This window comes from Bacteroides stercoris ATCC 43183, assembly GCF_025147325.1.
GTDB classification, from domain to species: Bacteria; Bacteroidota; Bacteroidia; order Bacteroidales; family Bacteroidaceae; genus Bacteroides; species Bacteroides stercoris.
The window spans coordinates 1,239,223-1,262,661 of sequence record NZ_CP102262.1 but is presented as its reverse complement, the minus strand read 5'-3'; the positions used below and the strand labels follow the sequence as shown (position 1 = coordinate 1,262,661).

Here is a 23,439-nt window from a genome sequence, read left to right as displayed (position 1 = left end):
CTCCATTATTTACACGCCTTTTTCAAAGCATTGTTAATATCCTTCTCTGTGTAGTAAATGCGTGTACCTATCCGGCGGCCATTAATAATGCCAGCTCTCGTCCATGCGTCTAAGGTAGGTAAGGAAATTTGCAACCGTATAGCTGCGTCTTTGCGTTTATACAGTATGTCTTTCGGAAAGTCCTCTACTTTGGGAGTAGATTCTATTATATTAGCCAGCTTCTTATCAAGAATGCGGCTCATCATATTCTCAAGGTCACTCATTGTTGCGCCTTGAATTAACATTGCATTGGGGGATAAAAAATTTGCATCCATAAGCTATTATTTTAACTCTATGGATGCAAAAATATAGTGATTTTTATGGTGTCACATTCATTGTCATATGACAATTTTTATATCACATCAATGTTTTATAGTGCCTTTATCATAATCTATTCCAATATTGGCAAATTGCTTCTTCAATTCCTTTTCATTTCCGTAACCGGTATTAGGCACTATTCCATTCTTTCTAACAGAATCCTCCGTGCCGCCACAAAGCCACGATATAAACTCCGCTAAGGCTGTATCGTCCTTATACTTTACACCAGCACTTTTGATAAAAGTTCTAATAACATCCACTTGTTCCGTTGTTTTTGCTCTTGGCAGCTTTTTACGTATTCCTTTATTCAAATTAAAAACTGGACCGTTAGCAGCAAAAGCTAATATGTCCTCTAACTCATCATAACAATCGGAACGAGCGGCTTTTTCTTCTAATTTTTTTATTATAGAATAGACATCTACCCCAAAATCTAAGAATAACCCAAATACAGCTTCCACAAAATCATCAATATCTGACATAGCAGCAGACATATCAAATTTCTCCCCCTTAAATTCATAAATATAAACATACTCCTTTTCTTTTCGGGATTTACCTGTCTTCTTATTTATAACGTCAGTCGTAACCATTTCCACACTATCATAGCAAATACCATAATAAATATTTATACACTCTATCATTAGTTTTGCATAAATCGGTCGGTCTTCTTTACACATTGAAAATAATTTATTAGCAACTTTTTCAACATATTCAGTAAGCCTATAATAGTCAACATTTCCTAAAGATGGATAAAGTTCTTCTTTTACTTTATACGTCTCTCCTTTTTTGATTTCTTCTATCATGTAATCACGTACATAATCAAAAAAAGCTCTTGCATTTTCCATATTATACAGTTTTTAATAAACTACCTTTCTTTTGCCAATGCACCATCAGCATCTTAGCATGTTCTTCTTTAGTCACTTTGATATATTTCAGAAAGCTATTTTCTGTCTTATGTCCGGTTATCTGCATAATGCTAATACTTGGGAAACCGGATTTATATAGATTGGTTGCAAAACTTCTCCGGGCTGTATGTGAAGAAACGAGTTGCCACTTTTCATAAATAGTAGTTTGCTTCTTACCACCTTTGGTTATTGATTTCATCACATGTTCCGTTAACCCGGCTTCCCTACATACATCTTTCAAATTATCGTTGAATTTCTGATTGCTTATATTACCTGGAAGATTGCCGTTATACTTCTCCCAAATACGTAAGAATACCGGATGCAAAGGAATGGTTACAAACTCATTCGTTTTCTGTTGTTGAATGGTTATCATCCCGTCTTTTATATTTTCTTCTCTAATACGTGTAAAATCAGAGAACCGTAATCCAGTCCAACAACCTACGAGAAACAAATCCCGTGTTCGTTCCAATCGGGGAGAATGCGAAAAATCAAAAGATGCAAGCGTATCAAGTTCATCCTCACTCAAAGCAACAGCCTGGCTCTCCTCTGATACATTTTTGAATAGTTGATATTTAGTGTTATCCGTTAGTTCCTGCTCATTAGCTGCTTTCATTACAGCCTTAAGGCTTACTGTTTTGTGCCAAATAGTATTAGTGCTCAATCCCAGTTCTTGCAAGAAAGCAACAAAATCACTAAAGAAAGATTGATTTATACTTCGGAATTCCAGTCGTATTTTCCTTTTCTTCTCGTATTCTTGAATATAATAGTAAGTGCGTGCATACTCACGTTTCGTTTTATAGTCGATAGTCTGACCGCCTCTACGTGGGCTTACTCTTGTATCACATAACCGGATAAACTCCTCAAAGAACGAATGAAAATCATGTGCAGCCGCCACTTTCTTTCCGAAGTGAATATCAAGAAAATTTCTAAGACTGTCTTTAGTAATTGGTTCACCTTTTGTTGTTGCTTCTGCAATGAAAGAGTTTATTTTCCCTTCAATACTTTTAAGGGCTACATTAATCTCGTCCTTATTGACACAATACTTTGAATTTTTAACACACTCTTTCTTTTCATCCCAAAACAAAGGTTCAATTTTCAATGGTGTGGCATACATGAGCTTTTCATTTCTACCAAAGCGGGAAGTTATGTATATGGTTTGCTCATTGTCGGCATTCATATCACGGATGAGAAATTTTATATTTGCCATATTCTTCACTTTTAAATCCAAAAGCAAAGATACATGATTAGCGGAACAATTCCTATATTTGTTCCGTTTTTGTTCCGCAAATTCTTTATTTTATTTGTTTTATCTTTGTTTCTCTTTGTTGATAGCATTTTCATAAGACATTGATAAACATACAATTTACACAAACAAAAACAAAATAGAAGAAAAAGAAGAAAAACAGGTTACAAGTCGCCTCATTCCGACATGAAAAAACCACTGTAAAAGCAGTGGTTTTTTATTTATATTATCACCCGCAACATCAGATATAAGGTTCCTTTGGCAGTACCTTGCAACACTATCTCGAACCGCTCCCCACTGCGGAATCTTCTTAACTTGTGCACTAAGCTGCCAGATAAAGGTGAAGAGGTAAAGCATGCAAAAGGCAAGTCTCTTGAAATGTTCCATAATCTTTTATTTAAAATACGGTTTCATCGTTGAAGCGTAATGCCCATTATTCCTATCACCACCTCATTGGAGAGTGTCTCCAGTACAAGGTGCGAAAGCTTTTTTCCTGCATTCAACGGCATTTCCAACAGTACGGCGGCACCACCGTCCACCTCGCGAGACACTCCGGTAAAGCCAAGTTCCTCACCGAAATTATTGCTCAGTTCACCGGTCTTCAGACGCAGGCGATAGAGAGACGGTGCATGACGGTTAAAAGACTTTCCATCTTCAAAGAATATCTGTTCGATGGGCGGCCAGTTGTCCGGATTCACCAAAGACAAGGTGTCGCAAGTACCGTCTTCATAATACACACGGATTACGCCATTGTCGATATGGCACTGCATGTGGTTAGTACTGCCTGCCATTAGTAAATAGGCACGGGAAGCCTTGCCTTGCAGGGGAATTTGCAGACTGTCCGGATAATTGTCCCAAAGAGAGGTGAAAGCAATGTTATGCCCTTCGGCAGGAGTACGGAAAGGTATCCCGAGCTTTGTCTCCAACAAGCCTTTACGCACAGCGGCACGCAAACCCGAATCATCTATATCTGCTGTCTTCAGCGGATGACACCACTCGCCTATTCCCTGTTTGGGCAACTGCAACGTGGTGTACGGAGAACGCGGCGACAGGTATTCATTGCGGAAAATATCCGTTACATTCGCATTGAACACTTTCTGCATATCGACAGGAGTGCATCGGGCTGAATCGACTGCTTTAAAATCACCTGCCGGAACAGGTTTCTTACCCTTATCGGATACCGGGTGCTCTACCGGCGCCCACCATTTCATCTGTCCCTGTTCCATAGCAATGAAACTGACGGGTCCCGCCTTACGGACGCGAGTTGCAGGATAAGCATCGACAGAAGCAGGAGCTTCAAGCAACTCTCCTTCCCAAGCGACATTGATTGTTACCTCCTCATCGGAAGCAGCAGGAACGGAAACGGAAAGCATGGGCCGTCCAACTGAATTTTCAACCAGTCTCCACGCTGCATTCTGGCCGTTTACTGTCAAACGCGCCACAGCCGAACGACGTGCTGGGAATTGCAATTCCAGATTCCGTACGGCAGGCAAACGGTGTGTAACGGTATAAAGCGAACAGTCGCGGGAAGAATACTTACCGGTAGCCACTTCGCCCGCTTTAAAGTCAAAGTCTATATCCGGCGTATGCAGTGAAGCATACTCCCACTCTTCCGGGAAACCGGGTTTTATCAGCAGACGACCGTTCAAAGCATCGGGCAAGATTCCGTAAAGCCCCTGAATCAATGCGCGGGAAGCCACTCCGATAGGGTCGCCGAAGTCGCGGTAACATTCGCCCCGGGCAGCATCATAGAAACTTATCTGCCCGAAATTGCCCGGACTATCGCCCAGGTACATGCCGTCCAGAACAGAACTTTTCAGCAATTTGAAGCCTGCCTCTCTGCGTCCTGCCTGAAAATAAGCGAGCGACGTGTGCATCACTTCGGCAAAGGCCACATTGTTAATGCTCCATAAATACGGCATCCAGTCGGTAGTGGCCACAGTGGCATACTTTCCGGCATTGACGACAGCACCCGCTGCCTTCAACTGTTCCTGCCAATGAGCGTACGGGCCTGCATTGACAGGCAAAGCAGCATCGGCGGCAAGCACGTCATCCGAAGTCACGACAGGAATATGAGGAATTTCACGGTCTATGTAACTTGTGGCAAGATATGCCTGAAACGAATCGGCCACATCGCTGTCGAGAGCGTGATAGACGGTCCATACGGCAGCATCTTCATGCAGACGGCGATGGCCCATGAAATCTTGGAATTCCGCCCAATGTCCTCTCTCCGGCAACCAGAGACGGGTGTTGAGCGCTTTCAATATCTTATCGGCCTCTTCCCGATAGGGTGTGGGGTCTTCGCCTATCTTCTCAGCAATCAGTGCAGCCAGTTTATTGCCGCGATAGTTATAGGCAGAGCTGTGCGTAACGGCGCCACTGTTATAATACAGCGCATCGCTTGCCCAAATGCAGGCGTAGGCATCGTACAAGCCGTCGTTGTCCGGGTCGAAGTTGCGTTTTTCCCAAGCAAGATGCAGTGTCAGCAACGGCCACATGCGGCGGGCATACTCAAGGTCGCCCGTCCAGTTGAAGTGCCACAACAGTTCGTCTATGTAACAGAGATTCATGTCATAATGGTGCATCTGATTGTTACGGCGAGGATTGCGGCAGATATATCCGTTGCTGTATTGCGGCGTTCCCCATATCTTGGCCGAACGTGCAAGCGCAAGGGCAGAATCCTGTGCCGGATGCGAAATCGTATTGGGAACTTCGGTCACCTGACTGGCAGCATAGTTGTCAAAATGAGTGCGTGCGCGGTCGTGCCAGCCCAACACATCGCCTACGTATGCGGCACGCCAGCCGCTCAACGGCATACGCCAGCCGACAGCTCCATGCAGCCACACGCCCTCTTCCCCCCAGATACCGTCGGCAGCAACAGCAAGTGCACCGCCAAGCGTATTGAAATAAGGATCGGGAGTAGTGATTCTGATGCGTTCGGCCAGTTCACGGCAAGCCTTTTGAAGGGCAAGATACTGTACACCACCATCCCGTATTTCCTTCAGTTCATTACCGGAAATGCCCACATACAAATGCCCGTCGGCCGGAAAGCGGCATTTCAGTGTTTGCAGCACTGTGCCGTCTTCTGCCGGCTCAAAACATCCCGGAGGGTCTGCCCCCATATCTCCGCTACGGGAAAGCTTCTTCCGGCGGATGGGCGAATTCAACACTTCCAGCTCGCAGCCGGCAGGCAACTCACCGGAAAGCTCCCAAACGGCCATCTCTTCCGTAAGACTTGCCAATACGGAAACTTTCAGGCTGCAATTTTCTCCCCATGCCTTGTCTTTCAAGGCATACGTACGCGTACCCGGATTATAACGCGCCTCGCACCAATCGGTTTCTTCCAACGGTGTAACCGTACCGTCCGGCAGATGCAAGCGAAAACGGATATTACGGCAGTCGTTCTTGACATACGTGGCAAATATCGGACGGTCGCCGGTTTCCAGGCGCCATGCCGTATGTCCGCCATACAAAGCACGTGTGTAGCGGTTCTTGCCGTTGACGCAGACAAACTCTTCACCGGACGGCAAGTATTGCAACATACGGGGAGCTCCCCGCTTATGGTCATTGTAGGAAGTGGATTCTATCAAATCACCTGCTTTCTTCGGAGTTTTAGACGAAGAAGCATATTGCGCGTAAGCCCCCAAAGGGATAAACAGAGTAAAAATAATTGCAAAAACAGAAATACGGTTCATAAGGTTTTATTTAATTCAAAGGATGAAGGCATAACTGAAAGCCATTCACTATACGATTGAAATACATTCAGTATACGACTGAACCTATATCAGTCGTATACTGAATGCACCCCTTCTGCAAGCTATTCAGAAAAGGGGTAGTACGGAGTAGTCCCAGATTAGTTATATATAATAATATTTATATACAAAGAGGCAATTATGGCATCGGCTTCAATCCTTCCCAACGCACATCCCATGTACCGTCTTGCGGGAAACCGGGATTCTTCATCTCACACCCATCCCAACCGGCACACATCAGCGCTACGGCAGTCAGCAAGCCGCCATTGCCCGGCAGGTAGCAACGCAGACGTCCGTCCTGATAATTGTGTCCGTTCAACAAGTAAGTATTGGTGCGCTTATCCATCAGCAAGGCACCTACAGCCTTTTCGGGCTCACCCAACCGAGTGGCATTCATAGCGGTCATCGGGTAATCCCAGCCCCATGTCTTGCCCCAGTTCCAGTTGTCCCACACCCAATGAAGCGTATTCTTCATATAGTCAGCACGTATCAGCTTGTTCATCGGCAGGATACCCACAGAGCCAAGCACTGCCATGTGGTCGCTGGTGAAACGGATATCCTTGTAAGTATCCACTGCATTTTCGGCAGCCAGATAAAGGCAGTCTTCATTATAGGCCAGCGGAGAGAGTTTGTCTATCATCTCATCCCATTCCAGATTACGCTTTTCACCGGCACGTTCACGCCACTGCTGAGCCACATTCATGGCATAATGCCAGTAAGAGAGTTCGAACGGCGGATTGATGGTAGTAGCCGCACGCAATGTTTCTTGTGCGGGAATAGCGCCTTTCAGGATAAAACGTCCATGGAATTCATCGTAAGTGGCGAAAGAATACATGAACTTTGCAGTTTCCTGCACCAGATGATTGTATTTCTTAATCACCTCATCCGAAGGATTGGCACGGTAAACGAGTTCGGCCAAATAGATAAAATGCGGTTGCTGCCAAATCAGGAAACTGCCTACATTAGACGGAGCTTCCGTTCCGCTGGGATCGGTCATTTTCATCCAACGCACTCCGTCGAATCCCTGACGGCGGGCTATCTCACGGGCAACAGGTTCTACCGTTTCGTACCAGCCGAGTGTGCGGTCCAGCAATTCGGGATGCCCCCAAAGTGCCTGCCAAGCCTGATGCCACCATATCATTTCGAGGTGGAACTTGCCAAACCATGAATTGTAGGTCAGTCCTGTTTCCTGCGGCGGAACACTGCCTGCCGACTGAATGGCGAGCAGGTATTGGCTCAATACGACACGGCGTTCCAGTTCTTTGGCACGCGGGTCGGTACAATGTGAGAAGTCTACAGCCGCACCGTTCTTCCAGAAATTGTTCCAATAGCTGTTGCCGGCTGCCAGAGTTTCGGCGAAAGTAGGCAGAGTATCGGCAGATGTATAGACAGCCGGTTCACTCTCGAATACAGTTCCGGGAAAAGCAGACGTAAACTTGCAAGAAAAAGCGAGTTTATCTTCCGCCGGTGTCAGTACAAAATAGTTTGCAGACTTCTCCTTGAGGGAAGCTTTTCCTTCCCAACGCAGAGATACATAATAAACGGTAGAATCGAGTGTACGTTTGAGAACTGCACTTTGCGCATTCTCAAAGACTATATCTGTAGTGTGTTTGTTGTTGGCATCCCAATTGCAGGCATCATCGGCATGAGCGCCCGTAGGGTATGGAAAATGCAGTTTCACCCCAGCACGTGCCGGACTGGTGATACTGGCTGAAATCATGTCCATTTGCGGATGACATACGGTCTGTACATCAAAGGCGTTACCTTTCAGTGTGAAGTGACTGTTGATGACACCGTTCCACATATCCAATGTCTGGGCAATATCGGTAATGTCAGAAGTCTTCACATCATCGCCCAACTCCAGTCCCACGATACCCAAATGCAGGCGATGAGGGTTCATGCGATACCAATTGGAAGCTTCTTTCTGACGTCCGTCTTCTTTAAACTGACAAGCGTATATTTCTTTATGTCCACGACCGAAATCGTGTTCTTTCAAGTATTCTTCCGGTTTGTATTTATTGGGATTACCGAAACTATGCCAGCCCCATTGACTTTGCGTACCCAATGGCACGCCTTTCTTATATACTGAAGGAAAAGTCTGTAGACCGGTAGCATCCACAGTAAAGGCAAACTCACCGTTGCCGACCGACAACGACGCCAACGAATCAAACGAAGATACCTGAGGGTTGTTACGGGCAACCAGCGCCTCACGATCTATCGGCGCTTGCTTTTCCGAACCGCAAGCTGCCAAGACGACTGCAAGTAGAGAATAAAACAGTTTTTTCATGGTATTTTTAGTGTAAGTAATATATCTCATAGTTGTGAACGAAGCAAAGATAACGCATTTCCGCCAAACCGATTCTGTCCGGTTTGGCGGAAATGCTAAGAGAAATGATTATCGGGCATACACTGCCCAAGCTGTCACAGAAAGTCAAATGCCAACTCCAGTTTCAATCCCTCATCCCCTTTTTTGATACGGATAGTTCCAGGCTGACTCTGCGGCCCGTGCTGACTTATCGGCTTGAAAGAGCGAATGGCGGGAATATCCAATAAGAAAGAAAGATCCCCGGCCGGAAAGTCCGGCATTGTATGGATACCATCCTGACGCCCACGAGGTTCATCCGGAGTGAATACACGAAAGAACACTCCGTCCGTAGCCGCATAGACGGTAAAAGCATTCTGCTTGCCTTGAATTGTGGCCCAATAAAGATTGGCGTGATACCCTTTAAATTCCGGATAGACCAGTTTGTCCGCACTCTCTCCGGTAACAGTATTATTAAAGTCTTTCTGCCAGATACCGTAATTCGTGCCCGGAATACGGTTCTTCCACACACGGTAAGGACCGCGCCCCAACCAACGCATACCTGTACATTCGCTTTCAGGATAAGAGAAGGTAAACCCGAAGTTAAGTATGGCATTATCCGTAAAAGCATCATCAAAGCCACCACCGCCCGATGCCCGGTTCAGCAATACGGCATCCATCTTCAACAGCCCGTCCGGACGCAAACGCCACACAACGGAATCCGCTCCGCCCCGATAACGGGCACAAAGGACAGCATCACCTCTCTGCTCCATACGAGCGGAAAGAGACACCAGTTTCATTTGCATTCCTACAGGCAGCGGACCGTCTTTCAACGGAATTATCCGGTTGTCTTTCTTCCGCAATACAGAATATATGGTAGCATCGTTTCGGCGAAAGGATATGTCCACCCAATCGGAACACAACGTTATTAAAGAATCAGCCTCGTTCACACAACAACCTTTTCCTGTTCTTTTCAAAGAAGCCAGTTGCCCTTCAAAATAGCTTTTCGCAAAACTGATGGGATACGTACGTGTACACACGCTCTTTCCATCCAGTCCTATAGCCTCCAATTCCAAAACATCTCCCTTAGAGAAGAATTTTTCCCGGATTTCCGGATTCTCCCATGCAGCTATACAGGCATATCCGGTTTCACCCGGTTCCAAAGCAGGCAAATTCACCCGGCCGCTGTCTACTGTGCATCCCTCTGCCCGGCTCTGTAGCGGGGAAGGATAGGAAAGGACGCGATAGCGCATGGAACACTCCTTCAAATTAGTAAACAGATAACGGTTCTCCACTAAAAAACGACCATTGAAAGAAGGCGTTAGCTGGAGAGGCTTTATCTTTATAGGCGACCATATTTCCCGTACGGAATAGAAACTGCCTTCTTTCTCCCGATAAGGACCTACAATACCGTCAGGCGCATTATAATCTTCACTGTCCAAAATGCCGTTACAGTCTGTCCGGCGTACAGCTTCATCGCTATATGCCCATAAAAAACCTCCGGCAAACAAAGGGTGTGCCGTATATCGCGCCCAGAAATCCTCCAGTCCGGCTCCATGTCCCTGGTCGTACAGACCATGCATAAACTCTGTCGGCATGAAAACCTTATATCCGTTGGTGAAACGGCCTACACCGGTCAGGTAAGCCGGGTAATGGTGTGTATCCAATTCATCAAAGTCCGCCCAAGGATGAATGACATGACGGCGTTGCGGATCATAACGGTAGAACAGTTTGTCCGTAGCTATATTCCACCCGCCTTCATTTCCATTGCTCCAAAGTACGATACATGGATGATTTACATCCCTTGCTATCATTTCTTTTACCAACTTGCTGCCTGTAACAGTGTCGTAAGCATTCTGCCAGCCCGCAAGTTCATCAATATAGAGCAATCCCAACGAATCACAAGCATCCAGAAAATGCTCATCGGGTGGATAATGGGAACGCACGGCATTCATATTCATTTCTTTAATGAGCAGAGCATCTTGAATGCTGAGTTCCTTATTGGTGGTACGCCCGCCATCGGGGTGAAAAGAATGACGGTTTATGCCTTTCATCACCAGTTTCGTACCATTCAGATAAACACCGTCGCGTGGACGAAAGTCAACGGTACGGAATCCGACGCGGACAGATGTCCGGTGTAAAGCCTCCCCTTCTTCATTCCGCAAGGTAACAATGAGATTGTAAAGCCGAGGTTTTTCCGGAGTCCAAGGTTCTACATTTTTCCAAATATGAGCAAACACACTGTCATGCCCCACTTCCCACATCCGAACCTCCGAACAAACGTCCGTTCCATCCAAAGGATGTAAAGCTGCCGTTAATTTTTCCTTGCCTTTCACTCCTTTCAGCTCGGTATAAAGCTGCATTTCCCCATCCATTTTCGCATCCACTGCAATATGTTCGATACGTATCTGAGGTTTGGCTTCTAACCATACAGGACGGTAAATCCCCCCAAACAACCACCAGTCCGCCTTACGTTCGGCCGCATTCACCGACTTATTTCCGGAATGTTTTTTTACCCGTACTTCCAGCTTATTGGCAGCACCATATTTCAACAAAGAAGTTATGTCATAGGAAAAACGATAAAATCCGCCCCGATGCTTGGCCACGATGTCCATGGCAATCTTGCACAGATAAAGGTTGGTACCGATACCTGCCGTGGCCGTGATGCCCGTCTGCTTCAGGACATGGCGGATCATCGTCATGGCCAGTTCGTGTGCCGTCATGCGGTAGGTCAGCAGATACGAAGTCACATCGATGAAGACCTCGTCGATGCTGTACACATGAATATCCTCCGGTGCGATATACTTCAGGTAAATCTCATAGATCCGCCGGCTGTATTCGATGTAATAAGCCATCCGGGGCGGAGCCACGATGTAATCCACCTCCCAGTCGGGATGCTGTTCCAACGCCCGGGCATCGCAGGACTTGCCGGATAGGCGGTGTGAAAAACTGCGGTACCACCGCTGCCGGTTCACCTCCCGCACCCGCTGCACCACCTCGAACAGACGGGCACGGCCACCGACGCCGTAAGCTTTCAGCGAGGGTGTGACCGCCAGGCAGATGGTCTTCTCCGTGCGCGAAGCATCGGCCACGACGAGATTGGTGGTGAGCGGATCCAATCCTCTCTCCACACACTCCACCGAAGCGAAGAACGACTTCAGGTCGATAGCTATATAGGTGCGCTGCGTAGGATTCATCAGACAGTTACGTTACATATCTTCCAGGGTTAGACATTCCGTTTGGATGTCGTACTTGTGAAGAACCTTGTTCCGCAAGGTTTCTACCTTTATGGCAAAATCATCCGGCTTGAAGTTCTTCCGCTGCCGTTTGACTTCTGCCACCAGAGCTTTTCGGTCTTCGACATAAAGGCCGACAATATCGATTTCGCAAGCCTCCTTTCCTTTCTTGGCCTGCCACCAGGAGCCTATATCCATGAAGTTGCAGCTTTCCATCATTTGCTGACGGAAATACTGCTCCAGTGTAGATCCGGAATAGGTAGGATAGTCATTCTTGATGAGCTGTCCCAACTGTTCGAAGTTCTCCATCTCGACAAGCCGGTGATACTTGACGAAATAACGGAACCAGAAGCGCAGGAAGAGGTCTGAGATTTCAAACCGGACCGTCTGCGAGCCTTCCTTAGCCAGAATGGGACGTTTTCTGACAATGAGTTCGTAGTCTTCTTCGAGCTTCTTGAGATGACCGGCAATGACCATATCCCCCATGTTCTGCTCGATTTCTGCGGTCGTATTCCGTCCGTTGGCAATGTCAGCCAGTATGGCAAAATAATTGCCATACTTCTTCCCGAACTCCTGAATGAGCAATGCCTTGCCCTCATTTAGGAACGGGGAATCTGATTGCACGATGTAATCCACCATGCTTTCCATATCCGTGCAACCCTTCTGCATGAAGAGGTCGATATATTTGGGTACTCCTCCGGTGAAGGTGTAAAGCGCCAGAAGATCTTCATTCGTATAGTCAGGCTTGTGGTCATGAAGAATCTCCTTCAGTACGGAAGTAGAGAACGGACGCAGCTTGATGATGCTGTCACACCGTCCGTATAGCGGTTCGCGGGCATCCATAAAAATCTGGTTCATCAGCGTATAAACCGAACCGCTGGCCACGAAATTGATAAACGTGGAGTCTTTGTAGCGATCCCATATATCCTGCATCTTGCTGTAAACAGAGGGATTGATATAGAAGAACTCCTGGAACTCATCGATGACCAGGTTATACCTTTCCGTCTTTCCGGCACGCATCAGCATCTCGAAGACATCTGCAAAGGAATCGATGGATTCAGGAATGAAGATATTCGATAGAACCGAATTGATGTGCTGAGCGAAGCCACGGCAAAGCATAGCTTCATTGCTCCGGCTCACAAACAGATAGACCGTCGGACTCTCTTCGCAGCTTTTCAGGATAAGCTTCGTCTTTCCGATACGGCGACGACCGGTCAATACGGTCATCTGTGAATGCTGGGTGAAGGCTATCTGACGAGTCTTCTCCAGCAAGGCCAGTTCCTTTTCTCTATTGTAAAATTTCATAAGCAGCTCGGATAGGGTGATTCTTTAATACAATATACAAAACTTATAGCCGTAAGTCTTACAGCTGTAAGTTTTGCAAAAATACAGAATCTATAAAGAATAAGCAAGAATATACCATTCTTTATCGATTACAATCGATAAAGAATCTGGCAATCACTGGTATTGATGTCGTGCGAGACAGATTGCTCAATAGGAATGATGCATCCCGATTGCAATGCAACTAACAAAGTTGTGACTAACTCAGATTTGCGGGAAATAGTTAAATTTGCGAGAAATCGGATAAAGTCTAGTATTTCATCAAAAACAGCTCATGTTTTCAGGATGTAAGTGACTCAACCCTATCAAGTTCTGTGCAACATACTGATTCGATTTCTTCAATGATTTCCATACAGCGCTTTCTGCTTATACGGATGCCGGTGCCGGCCGCGATGACATCCTCCAGGCAAGGACGGCCCGAATACTTGACAGACGTTGCATGTTCGCCTCTGGTTCCCTGCGGGGAGTAGGTAATATCGTAGGCAGGAGCCAGTCTCCACTGACCGTTTTCGCAGAGGAAACTGAAGTTTTTGGCATGGTCGTCTTTGTTGATGCAGACGATGTTGAAGACCATCCTTCGGAACATCTGCTCCACCTGTACCGGATCCTGAGTCAGGTAACCGGTCAGTGCAAGTAGGTTTACATAATCTATGCTCTGGGTGCGAAAATCAATCTGCAGGAGGGCTGCCGCTGTCAGTGTATGGATACGCCGATCTTTTTGGATATCGAACCTTTGGATGCAGAAGTAGCTGTCATGGATCAGACGGATTTCCGGGATGTCGATGCCGCATTTCTGTGCGGTCTTCATGTAATGATATTCAACCTTGCCTATATCCAAAGGATCGTAGACATGCCGGAACTTGACTATCCAGTCTGTACCGTCAGCATCCTTAAACACCGCCTTGGGTCTTGCCCCACCTGAATTTCGGCTGTTGTAGTATAGGAAAGAGGCATCCGCATCACTCTTCTCGGAGAGCACATCAAGCGCTTTGAGCTGAAGCTCGTCGAAGTCTATGTCTGTAAGGTTTGAAGTCTGTTCTTGGGAAACTTCCGGTTGGTAACAAAGTGCTCCCATTCCGGACTGACCTACCAGAGACAGCCTTTGAAGAGGAGAAAGTTCCCCCAATGAGCTACCTTCACGGCGAAGCATTCTGTCAAGCAGATAAAGACCATAGCCATCTGGCATACTGTCCTCAAACGCTGCAAATCCTCCACCCAAACTTCTTTCTTTGGAGTAAATCAATCCGGTCTGGAATGGCAATTCCCATGGAGATATCGAGAAACCATCGGCCATCCACTCTTTGTCGTATTCAAACACACATCGGTCTCTCTCCGGTGTCATCTGCAAAGTGCCTACTGTACGTCCCGCTAATGAAACGGTTATTTTTAGAATATCTTTCATCGTCCTCTTTGTCTTCTTTGGTTTTTGTTGATTGTCTCCAGCTCCTCTCCGGTGCTGAACTTGCTTCTGCCTAGGATGGCACTCATTTCATCAAACCAATCGAATTCAACCACCAGTTTCAGAAATGCCTCCAGCGAAATCTTTCCCTTGGTCTCAAACCGTTCGAGTGTCGGTTCCGGAATACCTGTCCTTTCAGAAAGACTGCGTCTGCTCAGTCCCTTATCCAGTCTGCGTTTGCGTGCGTTCTCGGCTAGTATTTTAGCCAAACGCTCCGGATTTTTATCGAAAATATCAAAACTATATTTCATAATATATTATGCGATATATAATATTTTTCTACTTAGTTCATATTATAATATGCCAAATATACTAATTAACGAGATTATAAGCAAACATCTTTGTATGATTTCATCCTATGTGATATTATCAGTCAAAAACGAATAAGTTACTTAGCCAGGTGACAACCAGTGACAACCGATTCCCATTTTCTTAGGGATGGAAGCATATCAAACAGCATTCATACCATACTACAAGGAAACAAAAAAAGTATGTCAACGCCTACTGGGAGTGATATGCTCTTCCTTCAAATAATTGTAGATTGTCTGAATGGATTTGATGCCGGTAATATTCATGATATCCTTGATGGAGGTACCAGCCTTATACATGGTAATGACTGCTTCCTTCTTGGGTTTCTTCATCTTGGTTCCAGCCTGACGGCCAAACTTCACACCCCGCTTCTGGGCAGCTTCGATGCCTGCCTTGCATCCCTCCAGAATCAGGTTGCGGTTATACTCAGCCAAAGAAGCCAGAATCTGCATGGTAAATCTGCCGACTGCCGTGGATGTGTCGAGATTGTCCTGCAGGGAGACCAGCTTGATGTGACGGCTTTCGAGCTGTGCACAAAGGTCGAGCATTTCCTTGACGGAACGACCCAAACGATCCAAACGGAAAATGACCAAAGTATCTTCCGCACGCAGATAATCCATGCAAGCCTTCAGACCTTCACGATTGAACTCCTTTCCGGAAATTTTGTCCGTGAAGATTCGGATGCATCCGGCCTTGCTGAGTGCATCCTCCTGAGACGAGAGGTTCTGCTCTCTCGTACTGACTCGCGCATATCCTATTTTTTCTCCCATATATCCAAATTAGACTTGATTTTGCAAAGATAGTGTTTTTGGATATAAAAGCAAGGGTTATGCCTATATTAATAAGGTGTAATCCTTGCTGATTCATATCCATGTAAACCTATAGTTTATTTTATTTTAGAAGTATCATTTTCGTAAACATTCACTCTATAACCAGTGTTAGTTTTGTACTCCATTATTCATTATTAGTTTTCATTTTATTTTCTTCTAGATAAATTTCGAATTCAGATAAAAGTTCTCGATGCAAATTTCGTATATTGTGTTTCTTCAATTCATAAGAACAAGTCCCTGCTTCAGGACGCATTCAAGTCGAATACAAAACGGATAATATGAACAGTTTGAGCACATTTTAAACTTTGGAAGTCTTGTTCTCAAGAAAGAAACTTCGTTAATATTAAAAACACTAAAAGAGTTTATATCTGATACAAAATGGTCTTCTGAAAAGTGTTCACACAGACCTATTTGTCCGTTAGGCAATATAGTAACTGACTTCTTATTATCTGCAATACACCTATATAATTTAAATTTCGATGCAGTTCTAACATGGCAAGAAAATCCATTCGTATATAGCAAATTATCTAACACTTCCTTTTGCATAAATAGATGTTTATGATCTTCAATATCGATTTTACTCAATGAATCTAGAAGCAGATGGCTATATATAGAAATAAATCTATTTGAGTTAAACCTTTTCAGCAAGACATTTTTTACAAGATTTATTATATCAGAAATATTGCTCAAATCCACATTTAACCGTATAATCACATTTATACTATTTGACGTAAGAAGATCAATATTATCAAGGACTCTTTGAAATGGATTAATATTTTGATTACACTGAAATTTTTTAACTCTATTATATACGGATTGATTGTATTGCAGCAGGAGATAATATTTTACTATTTACTTATTAATTGTAGATTTATGAAAAAGAATGTATTGGTAGCCCTGTCGGCTATTTTGCTGGGAACGTCTTGTGCGACTACCAGCGTTGTCAATGACCCACTGCCGTCTTATAGCAGGTTTTCTACATCGCACAGCTTTATCCATGGCAAGGCTGATATGACAGCATTTAAACACATCGCTATGGCCAAGTCAACTACCGGTAAAAGTGTCGTCATGGATGATTTCAAGGGGAATATACGGAAGCTGCTGTCGAGTCATTTCGTGGAAATTTCGGCTGACACGATAGACAGTGCGGTAGCACACGGGATTCGCGTCCTGACTCCTTATATAAGTACATCAACAGAAATCGGAGAAGGAGGAAAGAGCAATGTGCTTATCATGCTGTACGATTATAACACGGATGATAATGTGGCTACTATCACGGCAACCAGCCAGGAAACTGACATTGCGGATGAACACACTTTTAAATATCTTTTGAACACAATAAGTAATCTACCACGAAGGTAAGCATTCACCACATTAGAGGGAGGTGATGGAGTGCTGCAATGTATTTCATCAAAATAGTTTTCTGTAAATATTCTGTAGTAATCATGTAATCCTCTAAACCTTCACATATGCCCTTGATCAACTGCCCAAGCGACATTGCTGAATACAACCGAGATTGTTTTTATCATTCTCTTGCGTATAACTCGCCATTTGCCTAATTTTGTATTGAATAATCAAATGCAATGGAAGACTATGAATTCATTACGCTATATTATGTCTATCACATTTTCTTTACTTTCTATGTTGATCTATGCTAATAGAGACATAGATTCTTTACTCCATGTCTTAGACCATGATCTTAGCAATTACAGCAGGTATGAAAATAGGAAAAAACAACGCATAGAAAATTTAAAATCTATCATTGTATCCCCTCTATCTACAGACCGCTATGATCTAAACTTATCCATATACAACGAATACAAAACATACAGTTCAGATTCTGCATTTCATTATCTTTACCAGAATTTATCATTAGCTCAACAATTACAGAATTATCCATGTGAAATAGAAACCTTATTAGAGGAAGTTTATCTGCTTACATGTGTCGGAATGTATTTAGAAGCTAAAGATGTGCTATCAAAGATCAACCGCTCTACCATCCCCCCTTCTCTCCTAGGTAGATATTATATGTATAGCAAACGTCTGTTTTTTGAAACAGGTGTAAGCCTACCCCGAAATAAACACACATCGAAGTATTATAGAAATATAGGACTGACTTATCGTGATTCCATTTTGCAGATATTGCCCCCAACCGACGATGCTTATTTATCAGAAAAAATGTTTCAATCGAAAGAAAAAAGGGACTACTCTAAAGCCATGCACTGGAATGACGAACGTATGAAATCGGCTACGTTCGGAACAGCATTGTATGCCTTGGTTGCTTATGACCGTGCTGGCATCTTAAAGACAATGGGCAAAGATGATGAATCTTTGTATTATCTTATCCTCTCAGCTATTTCAGACGTGCGCTCTGCCATACAGGAACAGTCATCCATCATGCTTTTGGCACAAATTATGTATGAAAGAGGTGATATCAATCGTGCAAATACTTATATTAATTTTTCTTGGAGAGTGACAGAGGCATATAATACTCGCATGAGAAATTGGAGACATATCATACCATATTCTATGATAAATAGTCGTTTCAAAGAAATAATCAGCAAGCAAAATGAAAAACTGCAATCGTATTTATTACTCATTACATTACTGACCTTCCTACTTGGAGTAGCTCTGATTTACGTTTACCGTCAAATGTCAAGACTAAAAGTAGCCAAAGAAAAACAACAGAGTCTAAACAGAGAACTATCTGAAGTGAACAATAAATTAGAGAAAATCAACAACCACTTACAAATGACGAACCTCGAACTTATAGACAGTAATAATATCAAAGAAGTATATATCTCACGTTTTTTCAAGTTATGCTCCACTTATGTTGACCGTATGTACCAATTTCGTAAACAAGTTAACAGAAAGTTGCTTAAAAAAGACTATGCAGATTTGATGAAAATGACAGCATGTGCTAGTGATGTACTTGCCACGGAACAGCAGGAACTCTACGCTCACTTTGACTCAGCATTTTTACACCTGTTCCCCAATTTTGTCACTTCCGTTAACAAACTACTTCTCCCTGAAGAACAATTTATTCTCAAAGAAAGAGAACTGCTAAATACCGAACTTCGTATCTGTGCTTTGATACGTCTAGGGTTTGTTAAAAGTGCGCAGATTGCAGAATTATTACATTACTCACCTACTACGATTTATAATTACCGTACGCGTCTACGAGAGAAAGCTGTATCCCGTGATGTGTTCGAAGAAAAAGTAATGCAAATTCAATAACAGCAATGTTACAACTCGATTACAACAAGACATTAGGTGTTTTTCTGCAAAAGAAACTCTACTACATAGGAATTTGCTTTCTACTTTTTTAGTCACCAAATGGTAATATTATACACTGAAAAACAATCAGTTATGCTGTTTGAAGATTATTAAAATCTACTTGTCTCAATTTCACCGATTTAACGCTTATCTATTATTATTAATTTTACTACTGCAAATGAAAAAAGTATTTGCAGTAGTATAGTTAATCATAAAAAATAACGCTAATGAGAAAAAAACATTTTCCTCCCTTGTTCACCGACAAAGGAACAACGATTAAAAAAATCGTGATGAATTATTGTTGTTGGATACTCCTATTATGTATAGGTAGTATATTTACAGCATGTTCAGATGAAGACCCTGTGAAAAAGAATCCTTATCTTTCCACTAGCACCAGAGCTATGTTGAAAGAAGTGGTAGAAGTAAAAATCTTGAATATCGACAGGAACATTACCGTGCATGTTGACTTTGGGGATGGAACTGTAAAAGAAGGCATAGCTAGTGATGTCATTACTCACCAATACACCAAGAGTGGTGATTACATGATGAATATAATAGCAGGAGAACATAATATCCAGAAGCGAATAAGAATTTATAACTTGCTAGCGTTAAGTGAGGCAATGAAACAATTTAAAGACCCGGACTACAAGACCGTATGGGTAATGACTCACCGAGCACATACAACCGATTTAAGCATTCCGGAAAACTCGATTTCGTCCGTATCAGCAGCCATTAAATCAGGAGCAGAAATAATCGAATGTGATACCCATGTAACAAAAGACGGTGTCGTTGTTGTTTGCCATGATCAAACCATCAATTCAACGACCAATGGAAGCGGTGATATAACGAAAATGACATTCGAGGAAATTCAAAAATATAATTTAAAAGATAGAAATGGCAATCTAACAGACGAAAAGATTCCAACATTGGAAGCCTTTTTAAAAGCCGGTCGCGGAAGAATCTATTTTAATTTAGACTACTCTCCACGAACAGCATCCAGTAAACAAGTGTTTGACATAGTCAGCAAATTAGACATGATTGAGTCTGTATTCTTCTATTGCAACAGTGAACAAAAAGTAAAAGAAATATTAGATTTAGACAAAAATGCACATGCATATCCATGGGTTGGATCACACAAGCCTCTCGTTGGTTTACCAGGAACCTATTTTATCCAAGGAAGTTATTTAACAAATGGCAAGAATACGGATGTATCTAAAGGCATAGCAGATGGAATGATAGTTTCCATAGGCATGCTTGCTTGGACAGGAAGTGAAGTTTCTGAATATGAACTAAACGAAACATACTTAGATGATTTACTATCTGTTTTTCCAGAGGTAAAAATGATTATGACCGATGTTCCTAAAGAACTTATCAAAGCCTTGAAACAACGAGGAAAACGTTAACCCTATGTATCACACAAAACAATACACAGTTATGACTCAAAAATTACATAACCTATATGGCTGCATCTTATTTATTACGCTATCCATTTGGAACGGAGTAGGCCTATATGCAACAAATGCGCAAATACAACAAGACCCCAAAGTAAAAGGTCTTGTCGTAGATGAAAAAGGCGAAGCAATCATCGGTGCCACAATTCAAGTAAGCAATTCACATGAACGAACTGTAACAAATCTTGAGGGTGCATTCACCATTGCAGTCCCTCAAAACGGACAAATTGTCGTTACATATATCGGTTATGAAACACAAGAAATAAAAGTAGGAAAACAAAAGCAGCTGCGAATTATCCTAAAAGAAGAAAATACAGTCTTAAATGAAGTAGTCGTTGTCGGATATGGTACAATGAAACGCAGAGAAATGACTTCCGCTATTTCACACGTCAGTGCAAAAGAACTGAATCAAATATCCAGTTTAGATGCTTCCATGCTTTTACAGGGAAAAGTCTCAAGTGTATCTGTTTCCAACACAGCCTTAGCCAACCCGAATAGTACAGGTAGTATTCAAATACGTGGTATATCCTCCCGTAATGCAAGCCTTAGCCCACTCATTGTCATTGACGGCATTCCGGGAGGAGACTTAACCAACATAAACCCTGCAGACATAGAGTCCATCGACGTTTTAAAAGATGGAGCAGCATCTGCCATTTACGGAACCCGTGGTAGTAATGGTGTTATCTTGGTCAATCTCAAAAAAGGAACGAAAGACGGTCAAATCCATACAACATACAGTTCATCCATAACCTTCAACAAAGTAAAAAATGAACTTGATATTATGAATGCAGAGCAATATCGTGCATATTGCATACCATCCAATCCTTTAAATGACCTAGGATCCTCTACAGACTGGTTTGATGAAATCACCCGCTTAGGTGTCACACACATGCACACTATTACTTTGTCAGGAGGAAACGCCCGTACCAACTACCGATTGACAGCCGACTATCGTAATGCAGAGGGAGTAGATCTCCGTTCCGATCGTCGGGAATATGGAGCACGTGCAAGCATCAACCACACTACCAAGGATGGACTTTTTACGTTTTCAGCCAATATTAGTCCCCGTGATATTAAACGCCAGCTTGCTCCCAATGTATTTACTGGAGCCATACAAAATAATCCAACCATACCTGTGTATGATTCAAAAGAGAAAAACGGCTATTACCGCTTTCCTTCTGGCAGCGGATTATATAACATAGTTGAACGCCTCACAGAAGAGCAAGATGATACCGAAATAGACATATTGGAATGGAACGCTTCTGCGGGAATCAATTTACTTCCGCTTTTCAAACCCCAAAACCCCGACATGGTATTAAAATCCCAAATAACGGTATCACAATACAAAGTTGACAAATTAATAGGAACATTTACCCCCTCGACATACGGACCCAATGTAAATGCGGAAGTTAATGGAAAAGCAAAACGTTCTTTTGCCAAAAGTTCAGATACCAATCTTGAATGGATTACCAATTTTTCTACCCGTATAAAAGAACATCAAATACGTGCTATGGTAGGATATAGCTACATGTATGGTGTCAGTCAGGGATTCGATGCAGAGAACTGGAACTTTGATTCAGACGCTCTGGGATATAACAATTTAGGAGCAGGATTATATGCCTCCATAGAAGGGAAAACGATGATGGGCTCATCTAAGAGCGATCACAAATTGATATCATTCTTCGGACGAGTGAACTACGATTGGAAAGAAAGATATATGCTCACATTCTCTTTACGCCACGAAGGATCATCTCGATTTGGGCAAAACCATAAATGGGGAAACTTCCCGGCTTTTTCACTTGGCTGGCGCATTTCGGATGAAAAATTCATGAAATCCATCTCCTGGATTGACGATTTAAAAATACGCTATGACTATGGAATTACCGGTAATCAGGAAATTGGCAATTACCAATCACTCGCTACCTATCAAGCCTTTGGATGGTATCAATACAACGGAAACAGTTTCCATGTATGGGGGCCAAGTAAAAATGTCAATTCCGAACTCCGGTGGGAACAAGGACGCAACCAAAATATAGGACTTGATTTTTCTTTATTCAAAAGCCGTATCAGCGGTTCGTTCAACTATTACATTCGCAAGCAGGAAGATCTTCTTGGAAACTACAATGTTCCTACCCCTCCCAACTTGTACAGTTCCATATATGCCAATGTAGGAACATTGCGCAACACAGGATTCGAGTTTGACATCACAGCCAACCTCATTAAAGCGAAGGATTTTACATGGAACATGACCATTGTCGGTGCTACAAACAACAATAAATTTGTCAGTTTCTCCAATGACATCTACAAAGGACAGAGTTATTATTCCACTTGTAAAATGTCCAATCCTAACAATCCAGGATACCTGCAACGGATTGAAGAAGGGCAGCGAATCGGTAACTATTTCACCTATCGCTATGCCGGTGTAGACAAAGAAGGAGATTGGATGGTATATAATAAGGATGGGAAAGCCATTCCTGTAGCTGAAGCGACAGAAGAAGATAAGAGTATTACAGGCAATGGTTTACCCAAATTTACAGGATCAATGACCCACAACATTGTTTATAAGAACTTTGATCTGACCCTTGCATTGCGAGGAGCATGCGGATTCGACATTTTTAATGTACACGATTTCTACTATGGTCTTCAGAGTGGAACAACCAACTTGCTGACCTCTGCCTTCTCAAAGAATGCACATATAAAAAAGGGAATCAATATTCTGAGCGATTACTTCATTGAACCCGGAGATTACATAAAAATCGACAACATCACATTAGGATATACGCTCAACTTAAAGAAGAAATACATCGATAAAATTCGTGTTTTTGGCACAGCCAACAATCTATATACATTTACTAAGTTTTCTGGCGTTGATCCTTCAACCTACCAGATTAATGGGTTGACCCCTGGAACATTTGGAGGCAATGCGAATTATTACCCTTCCGCTTTCCAATTCATCTTGGGTTTACAAGTTAATTTTTAAA

The 23,439-nt window shown here is 43.2% G+C and carries 15 protein-coding genes; 4 read left to right on the top strand and 11 right to left on the bottom strand.

Annotation, left to right across the window (positions count from 1 at the left end):
- Window positions 1-5: 5 nt before the first annotated feature.
- The 11 genes from NQ565_RS05155 to NQ565_RS05105 form a co-directional block, all read right to left on the bottom strand.
- Window positions 6-314, bottom strand: coding sequence for a helix-turn-helix domain-containing protein (locus tag NQ565_RS05155; protein ID WP_005652751.1), 309 nt, complete (start codon window positions 312-314; stop codon window positions 6-8).
- An 87-nt stretch (window positions 315-401) separates the two neighbouring features.
- Window positions 402-1,199, bottom strand: coding sequence for a hypothetical protein (locus tag NQ565_RS05150; protein WP_005652752.1), 798 nt, complete (start codon window positions 1,197-1,199; stop codon window positions 402-404).
- A 1-nt stretch (window position 1,200) separates the two neighbouring features.
- On the bottom strand, window positions 1,201-2,466 hold the full coding sequence (locus NQ565_RS05145; protein WP_005652754.1) for a site-specific integrase: 1,266 nt from the start codon (window positions 2,464-2,466) through the stop codon (window positions 1,201-1,203).
- Window positions 2,467-2,622: 156 nt separating this feature from the next.
- Complete coding sequence (locus tag NQ565_RS05140) at window positions 2,623-2,889, bottom strand: hypothetical protein (RefSeq protein WP_005652757.1); 267 nt, start codon at window positions 2,887-2,889, stop codon at window positions 2,623-2,625.
- 23 nt (window positions 2,890-2,912) lie between these two features.
- Window positions 2,913-6,197 carry a DUF4450 domain-containing protein gene (locus tag NQ565_RS05135; RefSeq protein WP_005652759.1) on the bottom strand — a complete coding sequence of 1,095 codons (3,285 nt, stop codon included), beginning with the start codon at window positions 6,195-6,197 and terminating at the stop codon, window positions 2,913-2,915.
- A 196-nt stretch (window positions 6,198-6,393) separates the two neighbouring features.
- Entirely contained in the window at window positions 6,394-8,541 is a 2,148-nt protein-coding gene (locus tag NQ565_RS05130) for a hypothetical protein (RefSeq protein ID WP_040315565.1), read from the bottom strand.
- 134 nt (window positions 8,542-8,675) lie between these two features.
- Window positions 8,676-11,753, bottom strand: coding sequence for a glycoside hydrolase family 2 TIM barrel-domain containing protein (locus NQ565_RS05125; protein WP_005652766.1), 3,078 nt, complete (start codon window positions 11,751-11,753; stop codon window positions 8,676-8,678).
- A gap of 12 nt (window positions 11,754-11,765) precedes the next feature.
- Window positions 11,766-13,097 (bottom strand): ATP-binding protein, encoded by a 1,332-nt coding sequence (locus NQ565_RS05120; RefSeq protein WP_005652769.1) that lies wholly within the window; start codon window positions 13,095-13,097, stop codon window positions 11,766-11,768.
- A 316-nt stretch (window positions 13,098-13,413) separates the two neighbouring features.
- Window positions 13,414-14,535, bottom strand: coding sequence for a type II toxin-antitoxin system HipA family toxin (locus NQ565_RS05115; RefSeq protein WP_005652771.1), 1,122 nt, complete (start codon window positions 14,533-14,535; stop codon window positions 13,414-13,416).
- Complete coding sequence (locus NQ565_RS05110; RefSeq protein WP_005652773.1) at window positions 14,532-14,843, bottom strand: helix-turn-helix domain-containing protein; 312 nt, start codon at window positions 14,841-14,843, stop codon at window positions 14,532-14,534. The genes NQ565_RS05115 and NQ565_RS05110 overlap by 4 nt, the downstream gene beginning before the upstream one ends.
- A 243-nt stretch (window positions 14,844-15,086) precedes the next feature.
- Entirely contained in the window at window positions 15,087-15,671 is a 585-nt protein-coding gene (locus NQ565_RS05105; RefSeq protein ID WP_005652776.1) for a recombinase family protein, read from the bottom strand.
- Window positions 15,672-16,742: 1,071 nt separating this feature from the next.
- On the opposite strand from NQ565_RS05105, the gene NQ565_RS05100 reads away from it, so the two are divergent.
- The 4 genes from NQ565_RS05100 (at window position 16,743) to NQ565_RS05085 (ending at window position 23,438) form a co-directional block, all read left to right on the top strand.
- Window positions 16,743-17,093: a hypothetical protein gene (locus NQ565_RS05100; protein WP_139168200.1), complete on the top strand. Its 351-nt coding sequence runs from the start codon at window positions 16,743-16,745 to the stop codon at window positions 17,091-17,093.
- A 231-nt stretch (window positions 17,094-17,324) separates the two neighbouring features.
- The gene (locus NQ565_RS05095) at window positions 17,325-18,968 is read left to right on the top strand and encodes a DUF6377 domain-containing protein (RefSeq protein WP_139168199.1); all 1,644 of its coding nucleotides are present in this window, start codon (window positions 17,325-17,327) and stop codon (window positions 18,966-18,968) included.
- A 266-nt stretch (window positions 18,969-19,234) separates the two neighbouring features.
- Window positions 19,235-20,410, top strand: a complete 1,176-nt coding sequence (locus NQ565_RS05090) for a glycerophosphodiester phosphodiesterase family protein (RefSeq protein ID WP_005652783.1) — start codon at window positions 19,235-19,237, stop codon at window positions 20,408-20,410.
- Window positions 20,411-20,441: 31 nt separating this feature from the next.
- The gene (locus NQ565_RS05085; RefSeq protein ID WP_040315561.1) at window positions 20,442-23,438 is read left to right on the top strand and encodes a SusC/RagA family TonB-linked outer membrane protein; all 2,997 of its coding nucleotides are present in this window, start codon (window positions 20,442-20,444) and stop codon (window positions 23,436-23,438) included.
- Window position 23,439: the final 1 nt, after the last annotated feature.